Origin of the sequence: Vibrio sp. SS-MA-C1-2 (assembly GCF_021513135.1) — a bacterium.
Taxonomy (GTDB): domain Bacteria; phylum Pseudomonadota; class Gammaproteobacteria; order Enterobacterales; family Vibrionaceae.
In genome coordinates, this window is record NZ_CP090980.1 from 280571 (window position 1) to 300133 (window position 19563).

General features: G+C 38.3%; 12 protein-coding genes and 4 pseudogenes. 11 read left to right on the plus strand and 5 right to left on the minus strand.

Translation table 11 applies throughout. The features are described from left to right. Positions 1–138: 138 nt before the first annotated feature. Both L0B53_RS01295 and L0B53_RS01300 read left to right on the plus strand, forming a co-directional pair. A complete protein-coding gene (locus L0B53_RS01295) occupies positions 139–1290 on the plus strand; it encodes an iron-containing alcohol dehydrogenase (RefSeq protein WP_235059508.1) in 1152 nt (383 codons plus the stop codon). 231 nt (positions 1291–1521) lie between these two features. Then, the gene (locus L0B53_RS01300) at positions 1522–3201 is read left to right on the plus strand and encodes an NAD-dependent malic enzyme (RefSeq protein ID WP_235059509.1); all 1680 of its coding nucleotides are present in this window, start codon (positions 1522–1524) and stop codon (positions 3199–3201) included. A gap of 102 nt (positions 3202–3303) precedes the next feature. Here the strand turns inward: L0B53_RS01300 and L0B53_RS01305 are convergent, their stop codons facing one another. Both L0B53_RS01305 and L0B53_RS01310 read right to left on the minus strand, forming a co-directional pair. Beyond that, entirely contained in the window at positions 3304–4215 is a 912-nt protein-coding gene (locus L0B53_RS01305) for a hypothetical protein (RefSeq protein WP_235059510.1), read from the minus strand. Between the two features lie 134 nt (positions 4216–4349). Continuing rightward, positions 4350–5233, minus strand: a pseudogene (locus L0B53_RS01310) (LysR family transcriptional regulator). Between the two features lie 168 nt (positions 5234–5401). Here L0B53_RS01310 and L0B53_RS01315 point away from each other — a divergent pair. From L0B53_RS01315 to L0B53_RS01350, 8 genes and pseudogenes are all read left to right on the plus strand, one after another. Next, on the plus strand, positions 5402–5806 hold the full coding sequence (locus tag L0B53_RS01315) for a RidA family protein (RefSeq protein ID WP_235059511.1): 405 nt from the start codon (positions 5402–5404) through the stop codon (positions 5804–5806). A 127-nt stretch (positions 5807–5933) separates the two neighbouring features. After that, entirely contained in the window at positions 5934–7397 is a 1464-nt protein-coding gene (locus tag L0B53_RS01320; RefSeq protein ID WP_235059512.1) for an aldehyde dehydrogenase family protein, read from the plus strand. A 290-nt stretch (positions 7398–7687) separates the two neighbouring features. Next, on the plus strand, positions 7688–8674 hold the full coding sequence (locus L0B53_RS01325) for a membrane dipeptidase (protein ID WP_235059513.1): 987 nt from the start codon (positions 7688–7690) through the stop codon (positions 8672–8674). A 249-nt stretch (positions 8675–8923) separates the two neighbouring features. Further along, positions 8924–10417: pseudogene (locus tag L0B53_RS01330) on the plus strand (BCCT family transporter); the annotation flags it as partial. Between the two features lie 282 nt (positions 10418–10699). Then, entirely contained in the window at positions 10700–12427 is a 1728-nt protein-coding gene (locus L0B53_RS01335; protein WP_235059515.1) for a hypothetical protein, read from the plus strand. Continuing rightward, a pseudogene (locus L0B53_RS01340) lies at positions 12424–13211 on the plus strand (DUF3726 domain-containing protein). The gene L0B53_RS01335 and the pseudogene L0B53_RS01340 overlap by 4 nt, the downstream one beginning before the upstream one ends. Before the next feature lie 194 nt (positions 13212–13405). Next, positions 13406–13645 (plus strand): hypothetical protein, encoded by a 240-nt coding sequence (locus L0B53_RS01345; RefSeq protein ID WP_235059516.1) that lies wholly within the window; start codon positions 13406–13408, stop codon positions 13643–13645. A 143-nt stretch (positions 13646–13788) separates the two neighbouring features. Then, on the plus strand, positions 13789–14133 hold the full coding sequence (locus L0B53_RS01350) for a hypothetical protein (protein ID WP_235059517.1): 345 nt from the start codon (positions 13789–13791) through the stop codon (positions 14131–14133). Positions 14134–14289: 156 nt separating this feature from the next. Here the strand turns inward: L0B53_RS01350 and L0B53_RS01355 are convergent, their stop codons facing one another. Further along, on the minus strand, positions 14290–15720 hold the full coding sequence (locus L0B53_RS01355; RefSeq protein WP_235059518.1) for an NAD-dependent succinate-semialdehyde dehydrogenase: 1431 nt from the start codon (positions 15718–15720) through the stop codon (positions 14290–14292). Positions 15721–16025: 305 nt separating this feature from the next. Between L0B53_RS01355 and L0B53_RS01360 the strand changes: the two genes are divergently transcribed. Then, on the plus strand, positions 16026–16685 hold the full coding sequence (locus L0B53_RS01360) for a glutathione S-transferase (protein WP_235059519.1): 660 nt from the start codon (positions 16026–16028) through the stop codon (positions 16683–16685). Positions 16686–16799: 114 nt separating this feature from the next. Here the strand turns inward: L0B53_RS01360 and L0B53_RS01365 are convergent, their stop codons facing one another. Both L0B53_RS01365 and L0B53_RS19325 read right to left on the minus strand, forming a co-directional pair. Further along, the gene (locus L0B53_RS01365; protein ID WP_235059520.1) at positions 16800–17840 is read right to left on the minus strand and encodes a LacI family DNA-binding transcriptional regulator; all 1041 of its coding nucleotides are present in this window, start codon (positions 17838–17840) and stop codon (positions 16800–16802) included. A 277-nt stretch (positions 17841–18117) separates the two neighbouring features. Then, positions 18118–19420 (minus strand): annotated as a pseudogene (locus tag L0B53_RS19325) (6-phospho-beta-glucosidase). Positions 19421–19563: the final 143 nt, after the last annotated feature.

A 19563-nucleotide genomic window follows, 5' to 3' on the forward strand; every position in this document is an offset into this window, starting at 1 on the left:
CAGTCTAAACAAGTATATAAATTGCTCTATTTTTTTATTCAAGCAACAATCATTTTATAAAAAGAAATACCCTCACACTCATCCCATATCAATGCTAAAATGAAGATGAAAATCACTTCTATTACATAAAGGTACATCATGAATAACTTTACTTTTCATAATTCAACCATGATCTTCTTTGGTGCAGGCCAAATTGCAGAAATTGCTGCCAATATCCCTTCCGATAAAAAAGTGTTAGTCACTTACGGTGGTGGCTCAATCAAAAAAAATGGTGTCTATGATCAAGTCTGTTCAGCATTAGAAAACCACACATGGGGTGAATTTAGTGGTATTGAGCCAAACCCACAATACAATACCTTAATGAAAGCTGTCGATATGATTGCAGCAGAAGGTTACGATTATCTACTAGCAGTTGGTGGCGGTTCCGTGGTCGATGGAACTAAATTTATTGCAGCAGCTGCGTGCTTTGAAGGCGAAAACAAGTGGGATATCTGTTCAAAACATGCACCGGTTAAATCTGCATTACCATTAAGCTGTGTGTTAACATTACCAGCAACAGGTTCTGAAACCAATATTGGTGCCGTCGTTACTAATGGTTCAACAAAGCTTGCCTTCATGTCTCCATTTGTTCGTCCTGAAATTGCTATTCTTGATCCAAAAACAACGCTGTCTCTTTCTCCTCGTCAATCGGCGAATGGTGTTGTCGATGCCTTTGTTCATGTTATGGAGCAATACCTAACTTACCCTGTCAATGCTAAGGTTCAAGACCGTTTTGCTGAAGGTCTATTATTAACCTTAATCGAAGAGGGACCAAAAGTGCTGACAACCCCGGATGATCTTGACGTTCGAGCTAATATCATGTGGGCAGCTACCCAAGGTTTAAATGGTTTAATTGGTGTTGGTGTTCCCCAAGATTGGGCAACCCACATGATTGGCCATGAATTAACAGGTAACTATCGTATTGATCATGCTCGTACATTAAGTATTGTTCTTCCTGCGGTTATGCAAGTTCGACGCGAGCAGAAAAAAGGCAAATTACTGCAATATGCTGAGCGTGTTTGGAATATCACCGAAGGTAGTGATGAACAACGTATTGATGCCGCTATTGCACAAACCAAGGCCTTCTTCAAAGCAATGGACGTTCCAACGTCTTTAACTGATGTCGATCTGAATGAAGAATCGATTGAACAGTTAATTGCAACGTTAACGGCTAATGGCATGACGCAACTCGGCGAACAGGGTGAAATTACACCTGAAATTGCCAAAGAGATCTTAATGGTTGCACTTTAATTAATTTTTTAGCATGAAATAAATGTCCAGATAATATTATTATCCAAAGATGATAAATAATTAACAGCTGGGATAAAGAATTAACTTAATAGAAATCTAGCTATATAAAAATTATAGCTAGATTTTTTATTGCCTGATTATTATCGTTATTTTAATAAACAATACTGGTAAAATAGAAGCTAATCGATAATAATTATCTTTTATTCACTCTTTACTTCACAGAGCAACCAGATGAAAATTGAAACTAAATATATAAGACAAGCAGGAAATACTCTCTTACATACCCCTTTACTCAATAAAGGAAATGCATTTTCTGCAAGTGAGCGAAAGCAATTTAATTTAATTGGTCTACTACCTGAATGTATTGAGACGATTGAAGAGCAAGCCCACCGTTCTTATGTTCAATATTCAACGATGGTTTCTCCAATGCGTAAGCATATCTTCTTACGTCAAATTCAAGATACCAATGAAACCCTTTATTACCGTCTGATTAACAATCATGTTGAAGAGATGATGCCTATAATCTATACCCCAACCGTCGGTGATGCTTGTCAACGTTTCTCTGAAATCTACCGTCGAAACCGTGGTATTTTCCTCTCTATCGCCAATAAATACAGCCTTGATGAAATTATTAATAACGCGCCAAATCAAGATGTCAAAGTCATCGTTATTACTGATGGTGAACGTATTCTTGGTCTAGGTGATCAGGGAATCGGTGGTATGGGTATTCCAATTGGTAAACTTGCTCTATACACTGCTTGTGGCGGTATCAACCCCGAACATACTTTACCGATTGTGATTGATGTGGGTACCAATAACTCAGCACTGCTCTCTGATGAACTTTACATGGGGAGTCGTAATCAGCGTATTAGTGGTGATGAATATAATGATTTTATCAATAATTGTATCAAGGCATTAACTAAACGCTGGCCTAAAGCATTAATTCAATTCGAAGATTTTGCACAAACAAATGCAATGCCTATCCTGCAACGTTATAAAGATCAAATTTGCTGTTTCAATGATGACATTCAAGGTACTGCAGCAATCAGTGTTGGTACAATTTTATCCGCAGCGAAAAAGACCGGGAAAAAACTCTCTGAGCAAAAAGTTGTCTTCTCAGGGGCAGGTTCTGCAGGTTGTGGTATCGCGGAAGCAATCATCTCTCAAATGATCAGTGAAGGTATTAGCGAAGAACAAGCACGCAGCCAGATCTTTATGATTGACCGTTGGGGTCTATTAGATGATAGCATGACTAATCTTATCAATTTCCAACAGCCTTTAGCTCAAAAACAAACAATTCGTGATGATTGGGGCATTGATAAAACTCAACAAATAAATCTTATTGATGTCATTAAAGCCGTTAATCCCGATATCTTAATTGGTGTTACTGGCGTTGCAGGCTTATTTACTAAAGAGATCATTGAAGCGATGGCGGCAGGTTGTGAACAACCGTTAATCATGCCTCTTTCAAACCCAACAAGCCGTGTTGAAGCAAAACCGTCAGATATTATAAACTGGACTAAAGGTACAGCGATTGTTGCAACAGGTAGCCCATTTGATGATGTGATGTACGATGGGCAGAAATTCCCAATCGCACAATGTAATAACAGCTATATCTTCCCGGGTATTGGTCTTGCAGTGATTGCATCAAAAGCAAAACGCGTAACAGAGCAAATGCTTCAAGAGTCAAGTATTGCACTTGCTGATTACATTAAAGACAGTGGCAGTGAACGTTTATTACCACCATTGGCTGAAATCCAGCAAGTATCAAAATATATTGCTTTACGCGTTGCATTAAAAGCGATGGAGCAAGGTGTTGCGACCAAATTAAAACCAGAAGCTATCGAAGCAAAGATTGAAGAAGAGTTCTGGATGCCAGAGTATTGTGATTATCGTCGAATTGCATCTTAAATATTATATCTTTCTTCGTTGAATTTTATAGATATAAAAACAAAAAAACGGGTATATCTCTAATGAAATATACCCGTTTGTTTATTCTTTTTTAGCTAAAGGTCAACTAAATTTTAATGCGCTTTGCCTTGCCATAAAGCGTTTTACTAATAAGGGTAAAATTGACGTTGGTATTTGTAACGCCCCCATAATAGCTAAATACTCAGGCCCAAAATAGAGTCCCGCAACAGTAAAAGTCAAAAATACATTTCGATTAGCCGCCGTGATACCTGCCATTAACGCAAACTCAAAACCTCGTTGGCGGTAAATAATATATCCAATGAAAAAGAATAAAATGACGATCATCGATGCTAAGAATAAGTAATTCAAACTTGCAAAAAAATCTTCACGTAATAACCGGCTATAACCATTAATCAAGCCAAATGGAAAGGCCATGACTAAAATAATCGTGACTTGAGAAACTTTTGCATAAGCACGTTTTAAGGTTGATTGTGCTACAACTCGATAGACCAAAGCAGAAATAATCATTGGTGCAGCGATAAATATAATCAACCGCTTACAATACTCGACCATATCTAAATTCACGTCACTCGTTTGAAAAACCAACAATGAAATATACAATACAATTGGCATCAATAAGGTTGATGCGATCGTCATAGCCATCGCTTCTAATGCATCTAGACCCACTGAACGAACAATCGCTGGTGTTGCAAATAAAGATCCCGTTGCCCCCACAGCAGCTAATGCTAACATCATGCTTTCAGAAGCAGAAAACATCCAACCAATCACAGTTAAAATGAGCGTTAAAATGACATTATGAATAAAAGTGTAGAGCCAAACTTTTTGACTACACAGTACCTTTATTAATGCTTGTTGGTTTATACCAATTAACGTAAATAACATTAAAAAGAATAAAACATAAGGCAGATAAACAAAAACTGCAGACGATATATCAGGTAACGCTACGCCTAAAAAAGCAAAAACTATCAGAAAAATAGCCGAGTGATGAGACATAAATTTAAGCACATAAACCTCAATTGAATATTGAATTATAGAATTACGACTAACTCAGCCAGTATATTAACATGACAATAAATGATTGTTATTTATTTCTTATTAAAACAATCATTTAAATGTCGTTTATTTAGTTAACCGTAAAAATCAGGAATATGCTCTAAACAGAGATCATTAAATGCAATCGCTTGTGGTGACGGTGTACGATCAAGTAATCGGTAAATACCTATTTCTCTTTCTACTTTCAAATTGCTTAAGGGCAGCCACGTTAAAGAGTGATGATTTCCCATTAATGCTAATTTAGGTAACGTTGTCACTCCCATTCCTAACTCTAATAAGGACAACAATGATGTAATATTCTTAACCGAATAAAGACTATTTTGACTCAGTACCGAAGCCGGTGTTTGCGCTAATAATGAACAAGTTCCATTTTTAATAAAGTTATAATGACGCAAAGACTCCCAAACAACAGGTTGTTCTTGTTTCACTAAAGGATGCTCTTTAACACAAACTACACCGATAGGATCGGAAATCAAAGGCGTGAACTGAACCTTATCTTGACCCAGACTAGAAAAATTTCCAAGGGCTAAATCTACTTCACCTGCAAATAGACGTTCTTGAACGCCAACCGCATTATCATCAATTAAATTCAACTTAATATTCGGATATTTTTGATAAAAGGCACTTAAAACCTTCGGTAATAATTTCGTGGCAATAGAAGGAAGCGCTGCAATACTCAACGTACCTCGTTGGCCTTCAGCGGCTAATTGAAGATCATTTTCCAAGGCATCATAGACATGAATAAAATGGACAATCTTAGGCAAACATACCTTACCAAACTCCGTTAATTTCGACTTATTTCCGCAATCAAAGAGAGGCTGTCCCAAATTTTTCTCTAACTCTTTTATTGCTGTAGACAGTGCAGCTTGTGAACGGTTTGCTCGAGTTGCAGCAGCACGAAATCCCCCTCTTCGACAATTAATACAAAATATTTCAATTGTTGTAATTTGATATGCATTTCACCGACTCCCTGTTAGCGAATAATCAATAATAATTATTACATTGAAAATAAAGTGATAACTTTTTCTTATCAATCATTAAAAATTTACCGTTAGATCATTGATTAGTCAACAGGTATTCTTTTTAACAGAAGAAACATTTCGTTAACAAGGATGGGATTTTGACTATGGATACTAATAAAAAATCAGCAGTTAAAACTGCGCTATTTGCCTCTAAAGCTCCGCTAGAGTGGGCTGTAACAAGCCAAGGCACACTCTATACGGCTCAAATTCCTATTGATAAAACAGGTGCAGTTGTCGAAGGCGGTATCGAAGCTCAAACCCGTCAAACCATGGAAAATCTCAAACACACCTTAGAATGTGCCGGTGAAAATCTCGATTCAGTTCTTCAGGTTTTGATCTACGTCACAGATCGTCAATATTTAGCCACGGTAAATGCTGTCTACGCTGAATATTTTGAAGCCCCATTCCCAAATCGAGCCGCTGTTGTCGTCGCAGGATTAGCTCGCGAAGAGATGTTGGTAGAGTTTGTTGTTTATGCAGCCGTCAATGATTCAATTATCAACGCTTAACAAACTATTTTTATCAGCTTCTTATTAAAATTTTAAAAGACGTATGACAATAAAACAGTTGATTCATTTATCAAATATTAAAAATTCAATCTTATTAAATCCTATCTCATGATAGTAAGGACACCCAATGACACAAGTATGTGGTATAGAAACTGAAAAGTCGTTATTTATTGCCGGTCAATGGCAACAAGGTATTAACAGTGTTGCTAACATCAACCCATCAGATATTACCGAGTCAATCGGTAACTTTGCTCAAGCAAGCCAAGACCAAGTTGGTCAAGCGATTGCAGCAGCCAATCAAGCTCAACCGACTTGGGAACAGACAACACTTGAGCATAAGCAATCCGCTCTTCAGGCAATTGGCGATGAACTGATTGCTCGCTGTGATGAGCTGGGTACCCTACTTTCACGCGAAGAAGGTAAACCTTTCGCAGAAGGTCGTGGTGAGATTTATCGTGCTGGTCAATTTTTTCAATATTATGCAGCAGAAGTCCTCCGTCAAATAGGGGAAAATGCGTGCTCTGTACGTCCAGGTGTCTCTGTTGATGTGACCCGAGAAGCCGTGGGAACGATTGCAATTATCTCACCTTGGAACTTCCCTACTGCAACAGCAGCGTGGAAAATTGCACCTGCTTTAGCTTTTGGTAACAGTGTTATCTGGAAACCATCAAACTTAACCCCTGCAAGTGCGGTAGCGCTAACAGAGATTATCTCTCGTCAACAAGGTATTCCCGCTGGCACTTTTAACCTTGTTTTAGGCAGTGGTTCTATTGTTGGGGATACTTTAATCAATGCAAAAGGAATTGATGGCGTCAGTTTCACTGGCTCTGTCGATACAGGCCGTAAGATTGCAGCCGCTACCGCCCCTAACTTTGTTAAGTGCCAGCTTGAAATGGGCAGTAAGAATGCCTTAGTTATCGCTGATGATGCAGATGTTGAGCTAGCCGTTGAAGCAACAATTGCAGGCTCTTTCTCTGGTGCAGGGCAAAAATGTACCGCGTCTTCTCGTTTAGTGGTTATGGATAGCGTTCATGATCAATATGTCGATGCACTAATTCAACGCATGAGCACCTTAAAAGTAGGTCACGCATTAGAAAAAGATATCTTCATGGGTCCTGTTGTTGACGATAAGCAACTTGCTTCTAATTTAAATTGGGTTGAAAACGCTCGTCAGAGTGGCGCTGAATTAGCCTTTGGTGGAGAGCAATTGTCTCTACAACATGATGGTTACTACATGTCCCCTACTCTTTTCTTGAACACTAAGAATGACTGGGAAGTTAACCAAGAAGAAGTTTTTGCTCCATTAGCTTCCGTCATTCGAGTTTCGAACTTAGATGAAGCAATTGAAGTTACCAATGGAACCCGCTTTGGATTAACAAGTGGAATCATCACTCAAAACCTAAAAACAAGTGCCATCTTCAAACAACAGGCTCAATCTGGCTGTGTCATGGTAAACCTTCCAACGGCTGGCACTGACTATCACGTCCCATTCGGTGGCAGAAAAGAATCTAGCTTTGGCCCTAGAGAGCAAGGTCAATATGCCCGTGAGTTCTACACTGTTGTTAAAACGGCTTATCAACGTCCTTATTAATAAGAAAAAATTGTAGATCTAAAGTAATTGGAGTTGCTAGTCGGTGGCAAGTGAATGAGGCCCCATGAGTATAGGCGCTCTATATGATTGGGGCGAATGAGCACAGCCAACAACCTAGCAACTTCAAGTAAGACGGGTATATACCTAAAGTAATTGGAGTTGCTAGTAGGCGGCAAGTGAATGAGGCCCCATGAGTATAGGCGCTCTATATGATTGGGGCGAATGAGCACAGCCAACAACCTAGCAACTTCAAGTAAGACGGGTATAAGCCAATCAACCAAGGAGCGGATATGTATCAACAACGTATAGTGATCGATGGTTTGCAATACTGCAACTGGAATCGAGAGTACTTTCAAACATTAAAAGCGGGCGGGATCACGGCTGTTCATGCCACGTTGGTTTATCACGAAACAGCCCGTGAAACATTAACTCGTTTTGCTGAATGGAATTTACGTTTTGAGAAATATGCAGACCTTATCATGCCGATTCGCTCTGTAGAGGATATTCAACTGGCAAAGCAAACTGGCAAAGTTGGGATCTTTCTTGGTGCTCAAAACTGTTCGCCTATCGATGACGAAATCGGTTTGATTGAAGTCATGAGACAGCAAGGCTTGTTAATTATGCAGTTAACGTATAACAACCAAAGCCTATTAGCGACAGGTTGTTATGAAAGTGATGATACGGGGCTCACTCGATTCGGCAAACAAGCAATTCAAGAGATGAATCGAGTCGGCATGATCATTGATATGTCACACAGTGCTGAGCGTTCAACACTAGAAACAATTGAGCACTCTTCTCGACCTATTTGCATTAGTCATGCGAATCCGCTATTTGCCCATGATGCACTAAGAAATAAGTCGGAAACCGTGATTAAAGCAATGACGGAAAGAGGTGGATTACTCGGGTTTAGTCTTTACCCTTTCCATCTTCCAAATGGCAGTCAATGTACCCTGAATGACTTCTGTCAAATGGTCGCTAAAACGGCGGATATGGTTGGTGTCGAACATCTTGGTATAGGTAGTGACTTATGCCTTAATCAACCACAATCTGTTTTAGAGTGGATGAGAAATGGCAGATGGTCAAAATCTATGGATTATGGCGAAGGCTCGAAATCTAACAGTGGATGGCCTGATGCTCTCCCTTGGTTCTGTGGAAGTTCCGGTATGGAGAATATCTATAATGGACTCCTCCATTATGGCTTTAGTGAACCAGAGGTTGGTCAAATTATCGGTGAAAACTGGTATCAATTTCTGCAACAAGGATTAAAGCCTATTTAATCATTTAACCCAAACTTGCTCTCTTTGGTAAAGGTACTCAAATGTTCTTTTATTTATTCAAAGAGAGTTGGTTAAACTCACATTTGCAACTGCAACTAGTACTGATGGAGTCAGACTATGTCAGATATAATTAAGTCAGACACAATAAATACGGTTTCTCGTCATAAGAAAAATCATCCCACACAAAACGATACACCATTAAATAAAAATAATTCATCTAATTTACAACCTGAGCGCAATATGAAATCTAGCTTACAAAACCCTGTGTTTTGGTATAGCGGTGGTTTTATCTCTCTGTTTGTTGCTCTCGCACTTTATGATCAAACTCTATTGTCTAATCTAGTCAATGTCAGTTTTTCATGGTCAGTGAAAATATTTGGCCCTTATTGGCAACTACTTCTTTTATTAACATTTTTAATTGGTCTTGGCTTAGCTGCTGGTAGAACAGGTCGTGTTGTGCTCGGTGGTAATGTCAAACCAGAAATGAGTAGCTTCCAATGGATGTCAATAATATTTTGTACTCTACTTGCTGGTGGTGGTGTCTTCTGGGCGGCTGCTGAACCCATTGCTCACTTTATATCACCACCGCCATTGTTTGGAACGCCAGATGATAATGTTCAAAAAGCAATTAATGCCTTAACTCAAGCTTTCATGCATTGGGCTTTCTTAGCGTGGGCAATTGTCGGCAGCTTAACGTCAATTGTGGTGATGTATCTTCATTATCAAAAAGGCTTGCCATTAAAGCCACGTATTTTACTTTACCCTCTATTAGGCAAGCGCGTTTTAACCGGACAATTAGGTGCGATTATTGACGCATGTTGCATTATCGCTGTTGCGGCAGGAACTATTGGCCCGATTGGTTTCTTAGGGTTGCAAGTGAGCTATATCTTAAATGCTCTCTTTGATGTTCCTGATACTTTTACAACTCAATTGATTGTGGTGCTATTTGCCATTGCTATGTATACCTTATCTGCAATTAGTGGGCTTAATCGTGGCATGCAGATCCTCAGTCGTTATAACGTTATATTAGCCGTTGCTTTGATGGTTTATATTCTGATATTTGGCCCCACTAACTTTATCGTTAACGGTTATATCCAAGGTGTAGGCTCATTAATTGATAACTTTATTCCAATGGCTACCTATCGTGGAGATGAGGGCTGGCTAAGTGGCTGGACTGTCTTCTTTTGGGGTTGGTTCTTAGGATATGGCCCAATGATGGCAATTTTTATTGCTCGAATTTCAGCGGGACGTACTATTCGCCAATTAGTTTCGATCATCAGTATTGTTGCGCCATTAACTACCTGCTTCTGGTTCACGATTGTTGGAGGTTCAGGTCTTGCGTTTGAAATCTCAAACCCTGGTAGTGTTAGCAGTGCATTCGAAGGCTTTAACCTTCCAGGAGCCTTGTTAGGCATCACTCAACAATTACCAATGCCAACACTAATATCGATCTTATTTTTAATTTTAACCACCATTTTTATTGTGACGACCGGTGACTCGATGACCTATACCATCAGTGTCGTGGTCAGTGGTGATAAAGAGCCGAATGTCTTTGTTCGAACATTCTGGGGGGTAATGATGGGGGTTGTGGCTCTGATCTTAATTTCCTTAGGTTCTGGTGGTATTGGTGCTCTGCAATCATTCATTGTGATTACCGCTGTTCCTGTATCGTTAATATTATTACCTTCTCTTTGGAATGCACCACAAATTGCGATGCGAATGGCGAAAGAACAAGGTTTATAAAATACCAAAAGCAAACTTGTATACCAGATAAAAACAGCGAATTAACACCACAATAGACAGTGACGTCTATATGTGGTGCTTAATTTTATTCACACGACTATACCCAAAGTAATTGGAGTGGCTAGTAGGCGGCAAGTGAATGAGGCCTCATGAGTATAGGTATACTCTATGATTGGGGCGAATGAGCGTAGCCAACAACCTAGCAACTTCAAGTAAGAAGGGTATATCGACTTAAGTCGTAACAATAATAACCAATAAATCAGTAAGATAGAGGTGAGCAAAATGGATGCAAATCGTTCTATTAATACAGAAAAAACAATAGATATTACTAAAGAAATACGCAATGCCAATATTGTGATGAAACCCGATCGTCTTGGCGCAATGCACCAAAATCGCATTAGCTTTGTGCGCTCATTAACCAGAAAAATGGCAAAAGAACAGTGGAAAGTCAGTCAAAGTGAATGGCAACTCTCTCCACAAGGTTATGGTCATGTTATTTATAAAATTATGACGCCAAACCATTATTATAATTTAGTGATCTTTTGTGATCAAATCGAAGATCATGAACGTAATGATCGTGTCATTGCGGAAAAATGGGATGTGACATTCGCTTTAGTGATGGGCGATGTTGATATTAACCTCCTGACTCAATTACAACAAAATGTGCCCCTCCAAGAAGCTGGCAGAAACCCCAATAACGTTCTCGTGTTAGCTCGCGCCAATAAAAGTGTTCGCGTTTTTGATCATATTATCGATCAACTAGCAAATGGACAGCAACCTAAAGCAGAAGAACTCGCCAATGTCGGCTATATCCTCCGTACTACAGCTGTTTATGGTAATGGAAAATTTGGCATTGCTGACTTTAAGCTTCTTGAAGATAATCCAGATTTTAATCAGTCATTTAGTGCTCAAATGTGTGCAGTTTATCTACTTCGTCTTTTTAGTCTTGATTGGGTCCATTATTTAGCGAAACAAAAAGGCGGTAATAACGCAATCACGTTAGATCGAGGTCTCCAACGTTTCTTAGGTGTCGGCAATGCGACAGGTTTAGGAATGGCGCCTTATCTTATCAATCACCCAAATATTATTGATCAATGGATGACAACCAGAGAACGTGCAGTTGCAACAGTACTTGCATCTTCAGTGACCAAAGAGAAAGCTTATGCATTAAAGGTATTCATTTCTAAAGCTAAAGCTCATTTAACTCAAACCACCACAATCAATGCTCACCAACAGCAACTAAATCACAGCGCTGTTCAAGAGTTAAATCAATTACAAGCAGAATTAATACACACAGCATTAAATGCTTCAACATGGTCTGATTTTATTTTAGAGAACAATACCCTTTCATTAGAGACACAAGAAATTATTCTGTCTTGTTTACTGGAAATTTATCCAGAAAAAGTGGATCAATTCTCTGATCAGATGAACAGTGATGAAGCTTATTCACTTCCTCGCGGAAAGAAAGTCAATGAATTGGTAACATTAATACAAAGTCGCTATCAATGGGCAATTGAAACGGATTATACCCTGCCTGAGAATAGCTATTGGTTCTGGTATCGTTCAGAAGACAAAGAAGAGCCTCGTCTAGGTGTCAGAGGGGAAGAGTTAGGAGAAGAACGTGAATTGCCTCTTGATATTGGACGCCAAACTTCTCATTTATACCAAGCTTTAGTCAATGCACCACAAACTCAAAGCATTGCGGACTTCTTACTTAATCAACCACAATATCGAACCATTGTTAGACGAGTATGGACTCTTGGAAATAGAGTGATGGGTGATATTCAATCGAATGTTCTACATCAAAATGCCTTACCTATGCATTTACTGCGCTGTAAATTAGCATTATTTGGGGCAACGAAATTCGATCCTCGTTCCGATCGTTGGGTACAAGTGACCTTTTTCCAAGGTGCGCCATTGCTTGATGAAATAGAGCTTGATGATTGGTTATTCCCTCTACTTCCTAGTCATCTTAATCAGAATAATAACAATGGAGAGTTATCACTATGATCGTATCAAATAATGAACTGGTTACCTTAGTTTCTAAAGCATTCTTGGGAATGCAACGTAAGTGTGGTGAAGCGGATATTATTGCTAATATGGTTACAGAACTACAAATGATAGGTCTTGATGGTGTAGAACATTTTAATCGAGCAAGTCAGTTTATGAAAAGTGAACCTGATTTTCCAATTGATATTCAAACATCAACGGATCAATCTGCTCAAAATAAGACTTTAATGACGGTAAACTTACATCAATGTAGCTTGGCTTATCATCTTCCTATTATTATCGATTATGCATTAGAATTAATGGCAGAGAACAACAGAAAATCCTTAACAATCCAATTAGATAACTGTCATAATCGATGGCTAGCTTACAGTGAATTGGTTAAATTAGCAGGAAAAGGCATCGCGTGTAAGACTCAATGGACAACAAAAAGTAGTTCAGGATCTGTACTTTACTTTTTAAATCGAGGGGCAGTAACACCTGAGCTCTTTATTGGAAAAAAGAGGTTACTCAGCAGTACATAGAGCAAGACAAAAACATCAGTCAACAGTCGATCACTATTGAATTATCGTTAACAGATTTTGATATTTCGGCTTGTTACCAGAATTATAAAAAGCATATTTCAGCCTCTGAGTTTAAACGTCAAAGGGAACTCTCTTGGCGTGATGGAATATTTGTTAAAGATCAAGAATGGAATCAGTTAAAACAGACCGCGACAGCGATCTTAGTTGCCAATAGTGATCGTTCCTCTCAAGGTGCAGGTGAACGAGCAACAGAACTTGTTTAAAAAAGCATTGAATGTATCTCAATCACATCATTGTATGTGATTGAAATACATTACCTTAAAGTCACATTCCTATGATTTAAAAACCTCAAATTTCTAATCTTAGTATGATAATAATTTTAATTCTCTTATTATAAAATAAGAAGGTGTTGGCTATATTATCTATACCACTTTTTTAACATAGAAAATAAACAGTAATGAATAAAGTTGTATCATTTTTAGGGTGTTATGTTTTTCTTATTTGGGCATTCTTAGCAATACCTATGTATAACAAACACATGATGGGATTTGGTTCACAAATCAGCTTCGAGCTACAAAATAGTTGGGTCAATACGTTAGATGATATTGGAATGGCGTTAGTTGCAGGGCAGATAAATTTAGCCTACATCCTACCTGCAATTTATATTATATTAAAAATTGTCATAAAATTAAAATAGCCACGATATAACAGCGATATGGAATAAAATATCAGAGACTAACCAGATAATTTATATGAAAAAATATTTAGTCATATAAATTAAAATTTGTGTTATCAAAATTTAGTCCTACACTGAAATTAATATTAGTAGAGGGGTAATCTATGTTACATAAATATAAAATAGCATTCTTGTTAGGTTCAGTTTTTGTTATTTCAGCCTGCTCATCGAATGACCAAGTGACGATGCCAATGGATAAACCAATTGAAATTACTAGTGAGCAAGCTACACAATGTAATCTAGTTGATAGAACCACAGCGAGAAATGATAATTTAAGACGAAATGCAATTAACTTAGGTGTTGAGATATTAAAAAATCGTCATAGTGAAATAAATGCTTATCAAGTAACGTCAACAAGAAAGCAAGATGGCATTCATTATGCGACTGTAGTCGGTTATGAATGTATGGTTGATATTGTTGTAAAAGAAGAAGTTGTTGTTGAATATTAATTAGAGTGACAATATATTAAATTTAAATTAGCAGACTTTTTTTAATCCTACTTTTCTGTTTAATTTATCTTTTTATTATTTAATTCAATTAAAAAGGTTATGAATTTATCAAATTTCATAACCTTTTTGCTATTTATCGCTAAAATAATCAGAGAACTAGTTATTACCAAAACACAAGTATTTCACATCCAGATACTCTTCAATCCCCTCTTTTCCTCCTTCACGTCCAATACCTGATTGTTTAACCCCACCAAAAGGGGCAACCTCAGTAGAAATAATGCCTTCATTGATGCCAATCATGCCGTATTCTAATGACTCTGAAATTTTGAAAATACGATGGATATTTTGACTATAGAAGTAAGCAGCTAGGCCATAAATGGTATCGTTGGCCATAGTAATCAGCTCTTCATCATTACTAAAACGAATAACCGGTGCGACAGGGCCAAAAATTTCTTCTTGTACAATATCCATATTATGAGTGACATCTCGAAGGATGACGGGTGCCATAAATAAGCCTGGTAATGCTTTCATTTCAGACGTTAACGATGCACCTTGCTCTAAGGTACGATTAATCAGTTGCTGAATCTTGTCTTTTGCTTTCTGCTCTACGACAGGACCGACCATAATACCTTCATCTAAGCCATTACCAACAGATAACTTGCTAACTGCAGCATCAAACTTAGCAATAAACTGATCATAAACAGCATCATGAACATAGAAGCGGTTCGCACAAACACATGTCTGGCCTGCATTACGATATTTAGAGGCAATTGCTCCTGTAACGGCTTGATCTAAATCTGCATCATCAAAAACAATAAAGGGTGCATTACCACCTAGCTCCATTGAGGTACGCTTGACCGTACTTGCACATTGCTCCATCAACAAACGCCCCACTGGCGTTGAACCGGTAAATGAAAGCTTTTTAATCAAAGGGTGAGACGTAAAAATACCGCCGACTGCCGAAGCTTTTTCCCCCATCACAACTTGCAGTACATCTTTTGGAATACCTGCTTGATAGGCCAACTCAACGACCGCATACGCAGATAAAGGGGTTAATTCAGCAGGTTTAACAATAAAACTACAACCTGCCGCAAGTGCTGGACCCGCTTTACGAGTAATCATCGCAATAGGGAAGTTCCATGGTGTAATTGCACAGGCTACGCCAAGCGGTTGTTTGATTGTCATCAGTTTTTTGTCTGATGTTCCGGCAGGGATTGTATTTCCATATGTGCGTTTTGCTTCCTCTGCAAACCATTGAATGAAACTTGCACCGTATATCACCTCACCTTTTGCTTCGGCTAATGGTTTACCTTGTTCTAAGGTCATCAAACGAGCAAGATCATCTTGATTTTCAATCAACAACTCATACCAACGAGTTAATAATGTCGATCGTTGTTTAAGAGAAATGGCTGCCCATTCCTTTTGAGCGATATTTGACTTCTCTATCACATCTACGATCTCAGTTTCAGATAAGTATGGGACACATCCCACTAACTCACCCGTAGCTGGGTTCGTCACTTTAATGTGATTTTCGCTCTCTTCTGAAACTAAAAAAGTAAGTAACTGTTTATTTTTTATTTGTTGCATTTCAAATCCTTTTGAATCATATAAAAATATTGATCATGTCAATTTTTAAGTATAGATCCAAAATAGTAGATTAATAATCAAGTCATTATGGCTAAATTCCGTCTCTCGCTTTTCCTTTAAGTTACTCAGTTGTAGGCTATTTTCATTTATAACAATCATAGCGTACCTCTATATTCATGGAATCCCATTTATTTCCGCCGACGAGCGACGCCAATGACTTAAGGTATAGATAATGAATGTTCATTGATTCTATTAATTATCTATGATTAACTTTATTCAGTTTCTATTCCACACACAGGCTTAACATGGAATTATTACCAATACTCTACTCTTTTCGTCGTTGCCCTTATGCGATGCGGGGTCGCCTTGGCCTTTTCTTAGGTAATCAATCGGTTATTCTTCGAGAGATTATATTAAAAAACAAACCGCAAGCGATGTTGGATATATCACCAAAAGGGACAGTCCCAGTTCTTCAGTTACAGGATGGTTCAGTCATTGATGAAAGCTTAGATATTATGGTTTGGGGATTAACACAAAACCAAAGCCCTGAAGCAAACTTTCTTTTAAATGGCAACAATCAGCAGAAAGCAATAATGCAGTTAATCGAAGAAAATGATCAACAATTTAAACCTTGGTTAGATAAGTATAAATATGCCGATCGTCATTTGGAGCAATCAAAAGAGGAGTATCGTCAACAATGTGAGATCTTTATTCAGCAACTAGAAGAGCGTTTAACAGGTCAAGAGCATTTAATGGGCGAGCAACCGACATTGGCTGATTATGCGGTCTTTCCTTTTATACGTCAGTTTGCGCACGTAGATAAAAAATGGTTTGAAGGAAGTCCATATCCCCAGACAGGACGTTGGTTACAAACTCATTTAACCTCGCCTATTTTTAGTCAGATTATGAAAAAATTCCCTCAATGGTTAGATGATCCTCAAGATATCTTATTCTCACCTAAGTAAGTCGTAGAGTTGGCTATACCTACAATAATTGGCGTTGCTAGTCGGCGAACGAGTACAACCAACAACCTAGCAACTTCAAGTATGAAGAGTATAAAAGTACAGTTAGCCAGAGACTTAAACAGTGTTAGGGCGTGTAGATTCACGCTCGATCAATGATCCTTTTAATGAAACTTGTTTGGGTTTAAGTTCATTATCTACCATCACTTGTTCGGCAAAACTAAATGCCTCTTTGATCATATTGGCAATAGGTAGATGAATCGTAGTCAATGACGGGCTCATAAATTGACTATTAACATCATTATCAATCCCAATTAGTGAAATATCTTCTGGTATACGTAAGTTTGCTTCTTTGATCGCTTTTAACACTCCAATCGCTAATCCATCACTAGCCGCAAAAATAGCCGTCAATGGCTGAGGACGTTTTAATAACTCCGTCGCCGCATGGTAACCTTCAGAAGCGGTATAACCATCTGTGAAGTTATAACATCTAGGATTTAAGTGGTCTTGACTCTCCTTTTTATCTTGATTGATATTCTGAAGTTCAAGTACCGTATCTCTAAAGGTATTAAAACGAATAATAGAGGTCGATGTCACGGGTGTTGGACCAATATAACCAATCTGTTGGTGATGATTATCGACAAGGTACTGCATCGCTAACGTTGCAGCTTGTTGGTGATCAATCCCAATAGAAAAACCAGCATCTTCCGTTAAAACATGGCCAACATTAATAATTGGAACCGAGGAGGTTTGCTTTAGTTTAATCAAATCATCATTGGAGAGTTTACGAGAATAAAGGATAATAATGTCACATTTACGATCGACTAAAAAATGAACAGCTTTCTTTTCTTGCTCTGCATCATTATGACCATCAGCAATGACTAACTGCTTTCCTAGTTTATCCGCCGTTGATGATGCATGTTTTAGTAATCGCCCAAAGTAATCACCATCAAAATCAGATAAAACCAACCCAATACTATTAGAAGAATTTGTCGCTAATGCCTGGGCAATAGAGCTTGGACGATAATTCATCTCTTCCATTGCTTGATAGATAATGTCTTTGGTTGACTGTTTTACTTGTCCAGTATTATTGAGGACGCGAGAAACCGTCGCTTTTGAAAAGCCAACTTTACGACAAATATCATTTATAGTGGTCATATCGATTCCAAAGGGAAAAAGAGGTTTTATATTCTAAGTAAGTATAAATACCTCATTTGATTTTATAATAAAAGTTATTTTTAATATCAACCTGATTTAAAGCCCACTTCCCAATTGATTAGAGTTGTTGGGCTTTAATTACTTTATACCCTTCATATTCGAAGTTGCTAGGTTGTTGGCTACACTCGTTCGCGCCAATCATGTAGTACACCTACACTCATGAGGCCTCACTCACTTGCCGCCGACTAGCAACGCCAATTATTTTAAGTCTATATTGCTATACAAACTGAGGTAGGTAATCCGCCTTATGAACGGCAATCATCTCATCTAAAATCTCTTTGGTTACTGTGCCTTTTCGTACCAATGGGTTAATGGTTAACGCTTGAAGTGCCGCACCATAATCACCATTTACACCGGCATCTACGGCTAATTCTTCAAATGCTTTTTGTAATTGAAGTGTACCGCGAATGGCAGGGTTTGTAATTGGTTCAAGATTTAATGGCTGAGGACCACACGAGGTAATGACTGATGTTGCTTCAATGGCACAATCATTGCAGGAAGTTCTGAAATCGTGCCATTATTGCGAACATTAACATGCATTAAAATACGCTCATCGTTATGAATCGCGCTAATCAAGTTACATGCTGCATCAGAGTAATATGCACCACCTCGTTCTTGTAATTGGGGTGGTTTAATCGCTAAGATTTACATCTTCATAAAGCTTAAACAGTTCCGTTTCAATTGCTTGAACTTCTTCACCACGAGGAACAAAATTTTCTGTTTTTAGCTCTTTCTTCTCTGCATCATCTTGTTTGTAATAATATTGATGATAGCCACACGGCAATGCACCAAGGTGTTTTAGTTGTTCAGGGATCCAAGTGACCTCACCTAAATTTTTAGGGAAGATTAAACTCTTCACCATTGGTCATACGTTCAATTAACTCATCAATACGATCTTGACCTTGATCCCAAACGTGGAATGCATGAATAAAGTGATTAAGACCAGCAAACTGTACCTGACAGGTTTTACCTAACACCTCTTCAATACCGTACTGAGTATGAACTGGAACATTACATAAGACCCACCACTTTGACATTGGAGTGTTTTAACACGGTTTCAGTGATAATGCCTGATGGATTAGTGAAGTTAATTAACCATGCATCAGGACAGATCTCTTCCATATCTTTACAAAGTGACAGCGTCACAGGAATGGTACGCATTGCTTTAGCAAAACCACCAATACCATTTGTCTCTTGACCAATCATGCCAAATTTATGGCCTAATAGTTCATCTTCAATTCGGGCTGGGATCATACCGACACGCATTTGAGAACAGACATACGAGGCACCGGTTAAGGCTTCTTTACGATCAAAGGTAATGTTTAATTTAATATCAACACCGGCTTTTTCGATCATTCGTTTTGCCAATGCGCCCCAACGGTTTCTACTTTGTAACGCCCCTCTTCAATATCAAAAAGGTCAATATGAGTAACCGGTAATTGTTGATGTCGTTTAATAAAGCCTTCAATAATTTCTGGCGTATAACTTGAACCACCACCAACAATCGCAATTTTTAACATGATATTCTTCCTTAAATTTAAAATAACTCTACCCTTCATACTTGAAGTCGCTAGGTTGTTGGCTGTACTCGTTCGCCTACTAGCAACGCCAATTATTTTAGGTATAAACTAATTCAATAGGGATAAGATTAAAGAGCATTCCC

Coding starts and splice junctions, on each gene's coding strand:
- L0B53_RS01295 (WP_235059508.1), top strand. CDS start 139: ATGAATAACTTTACTTTTCATAATTCAACCATGATCTTCTTTGGTGCA.
- L0B53_RS01300 (WP_235059509.1), top strand. CDS start 1,522: ATGAAAATTGAAACTAAATATATAAGACAAGCAGGAAATACTCTCTTA.
- L0B53_RS01305 (WP_235059510.1), bottom strand. CDS start 4,215: ATGTCTCATCACTCGGCTATTTTTCTGATAGTTTTTGCTTTTTTAGGC.
- L0B53_RS01315 (WP_235059511.1), top strand. CDS start 5,402: ATGGATACTAATAAAAAATCAGCAGTTAAAACTGCGCTATTTGCCTCT.
- L0B53_RS01320 (WP_235059512.1), top strand. CDS start 5,934: ATGACACAAGTATGTGGTATAGAAACTGAAAAGTCGTTATTTATTGCC.
- L0B53_RS01325 (WP_235059513.1), top strand. CDS start 7,688: ATGTATCAACAACGTATAGTGATCGATGGTTTGCAATACTGCAACTGG.
- L0B53_RS01335 (WP_235059515.1), top strand. CDS start 10,700: ATGGATGCAAATCGTTCTATTAATACAGAAAAAACAATAGATATTACT.
- L0B53_RS01345 (WP_235059516.1), top strand. CDS start 13,406: ATGAATAAAGTTGTATCATTTTTAGGGTGTTATGTTTTTCTTATTTGG.
- L0B53_RS01350 (WP_235059517.1), top strand. CDS start 13,789: ATGTTACATAAATATAAAATAGCATTCTTGTTAGGTTCAGTTTTTGTT.
- L0B53_RS01355 (WP_235059518.1), bottom strand. CDS start 15,720: ATGCAACAAATAAAAAATAAACAGTTACTTACTTTTTTAGTTTCAGAA.
- L0B53_RS01360 (WP_235059519.1), top strand. CDS start 16,026: ATGGAATTATTACCAATACTCTACTCTTTTCGTCGTTGCCCTTATGCG.
- L0B53_RS01365 (WP_235059520.1), bottom strand. CDS start 17,840: ATGACCACTATAAATGATATTTGTCGTAAAGTTGGCTTTTCAAAAGCG.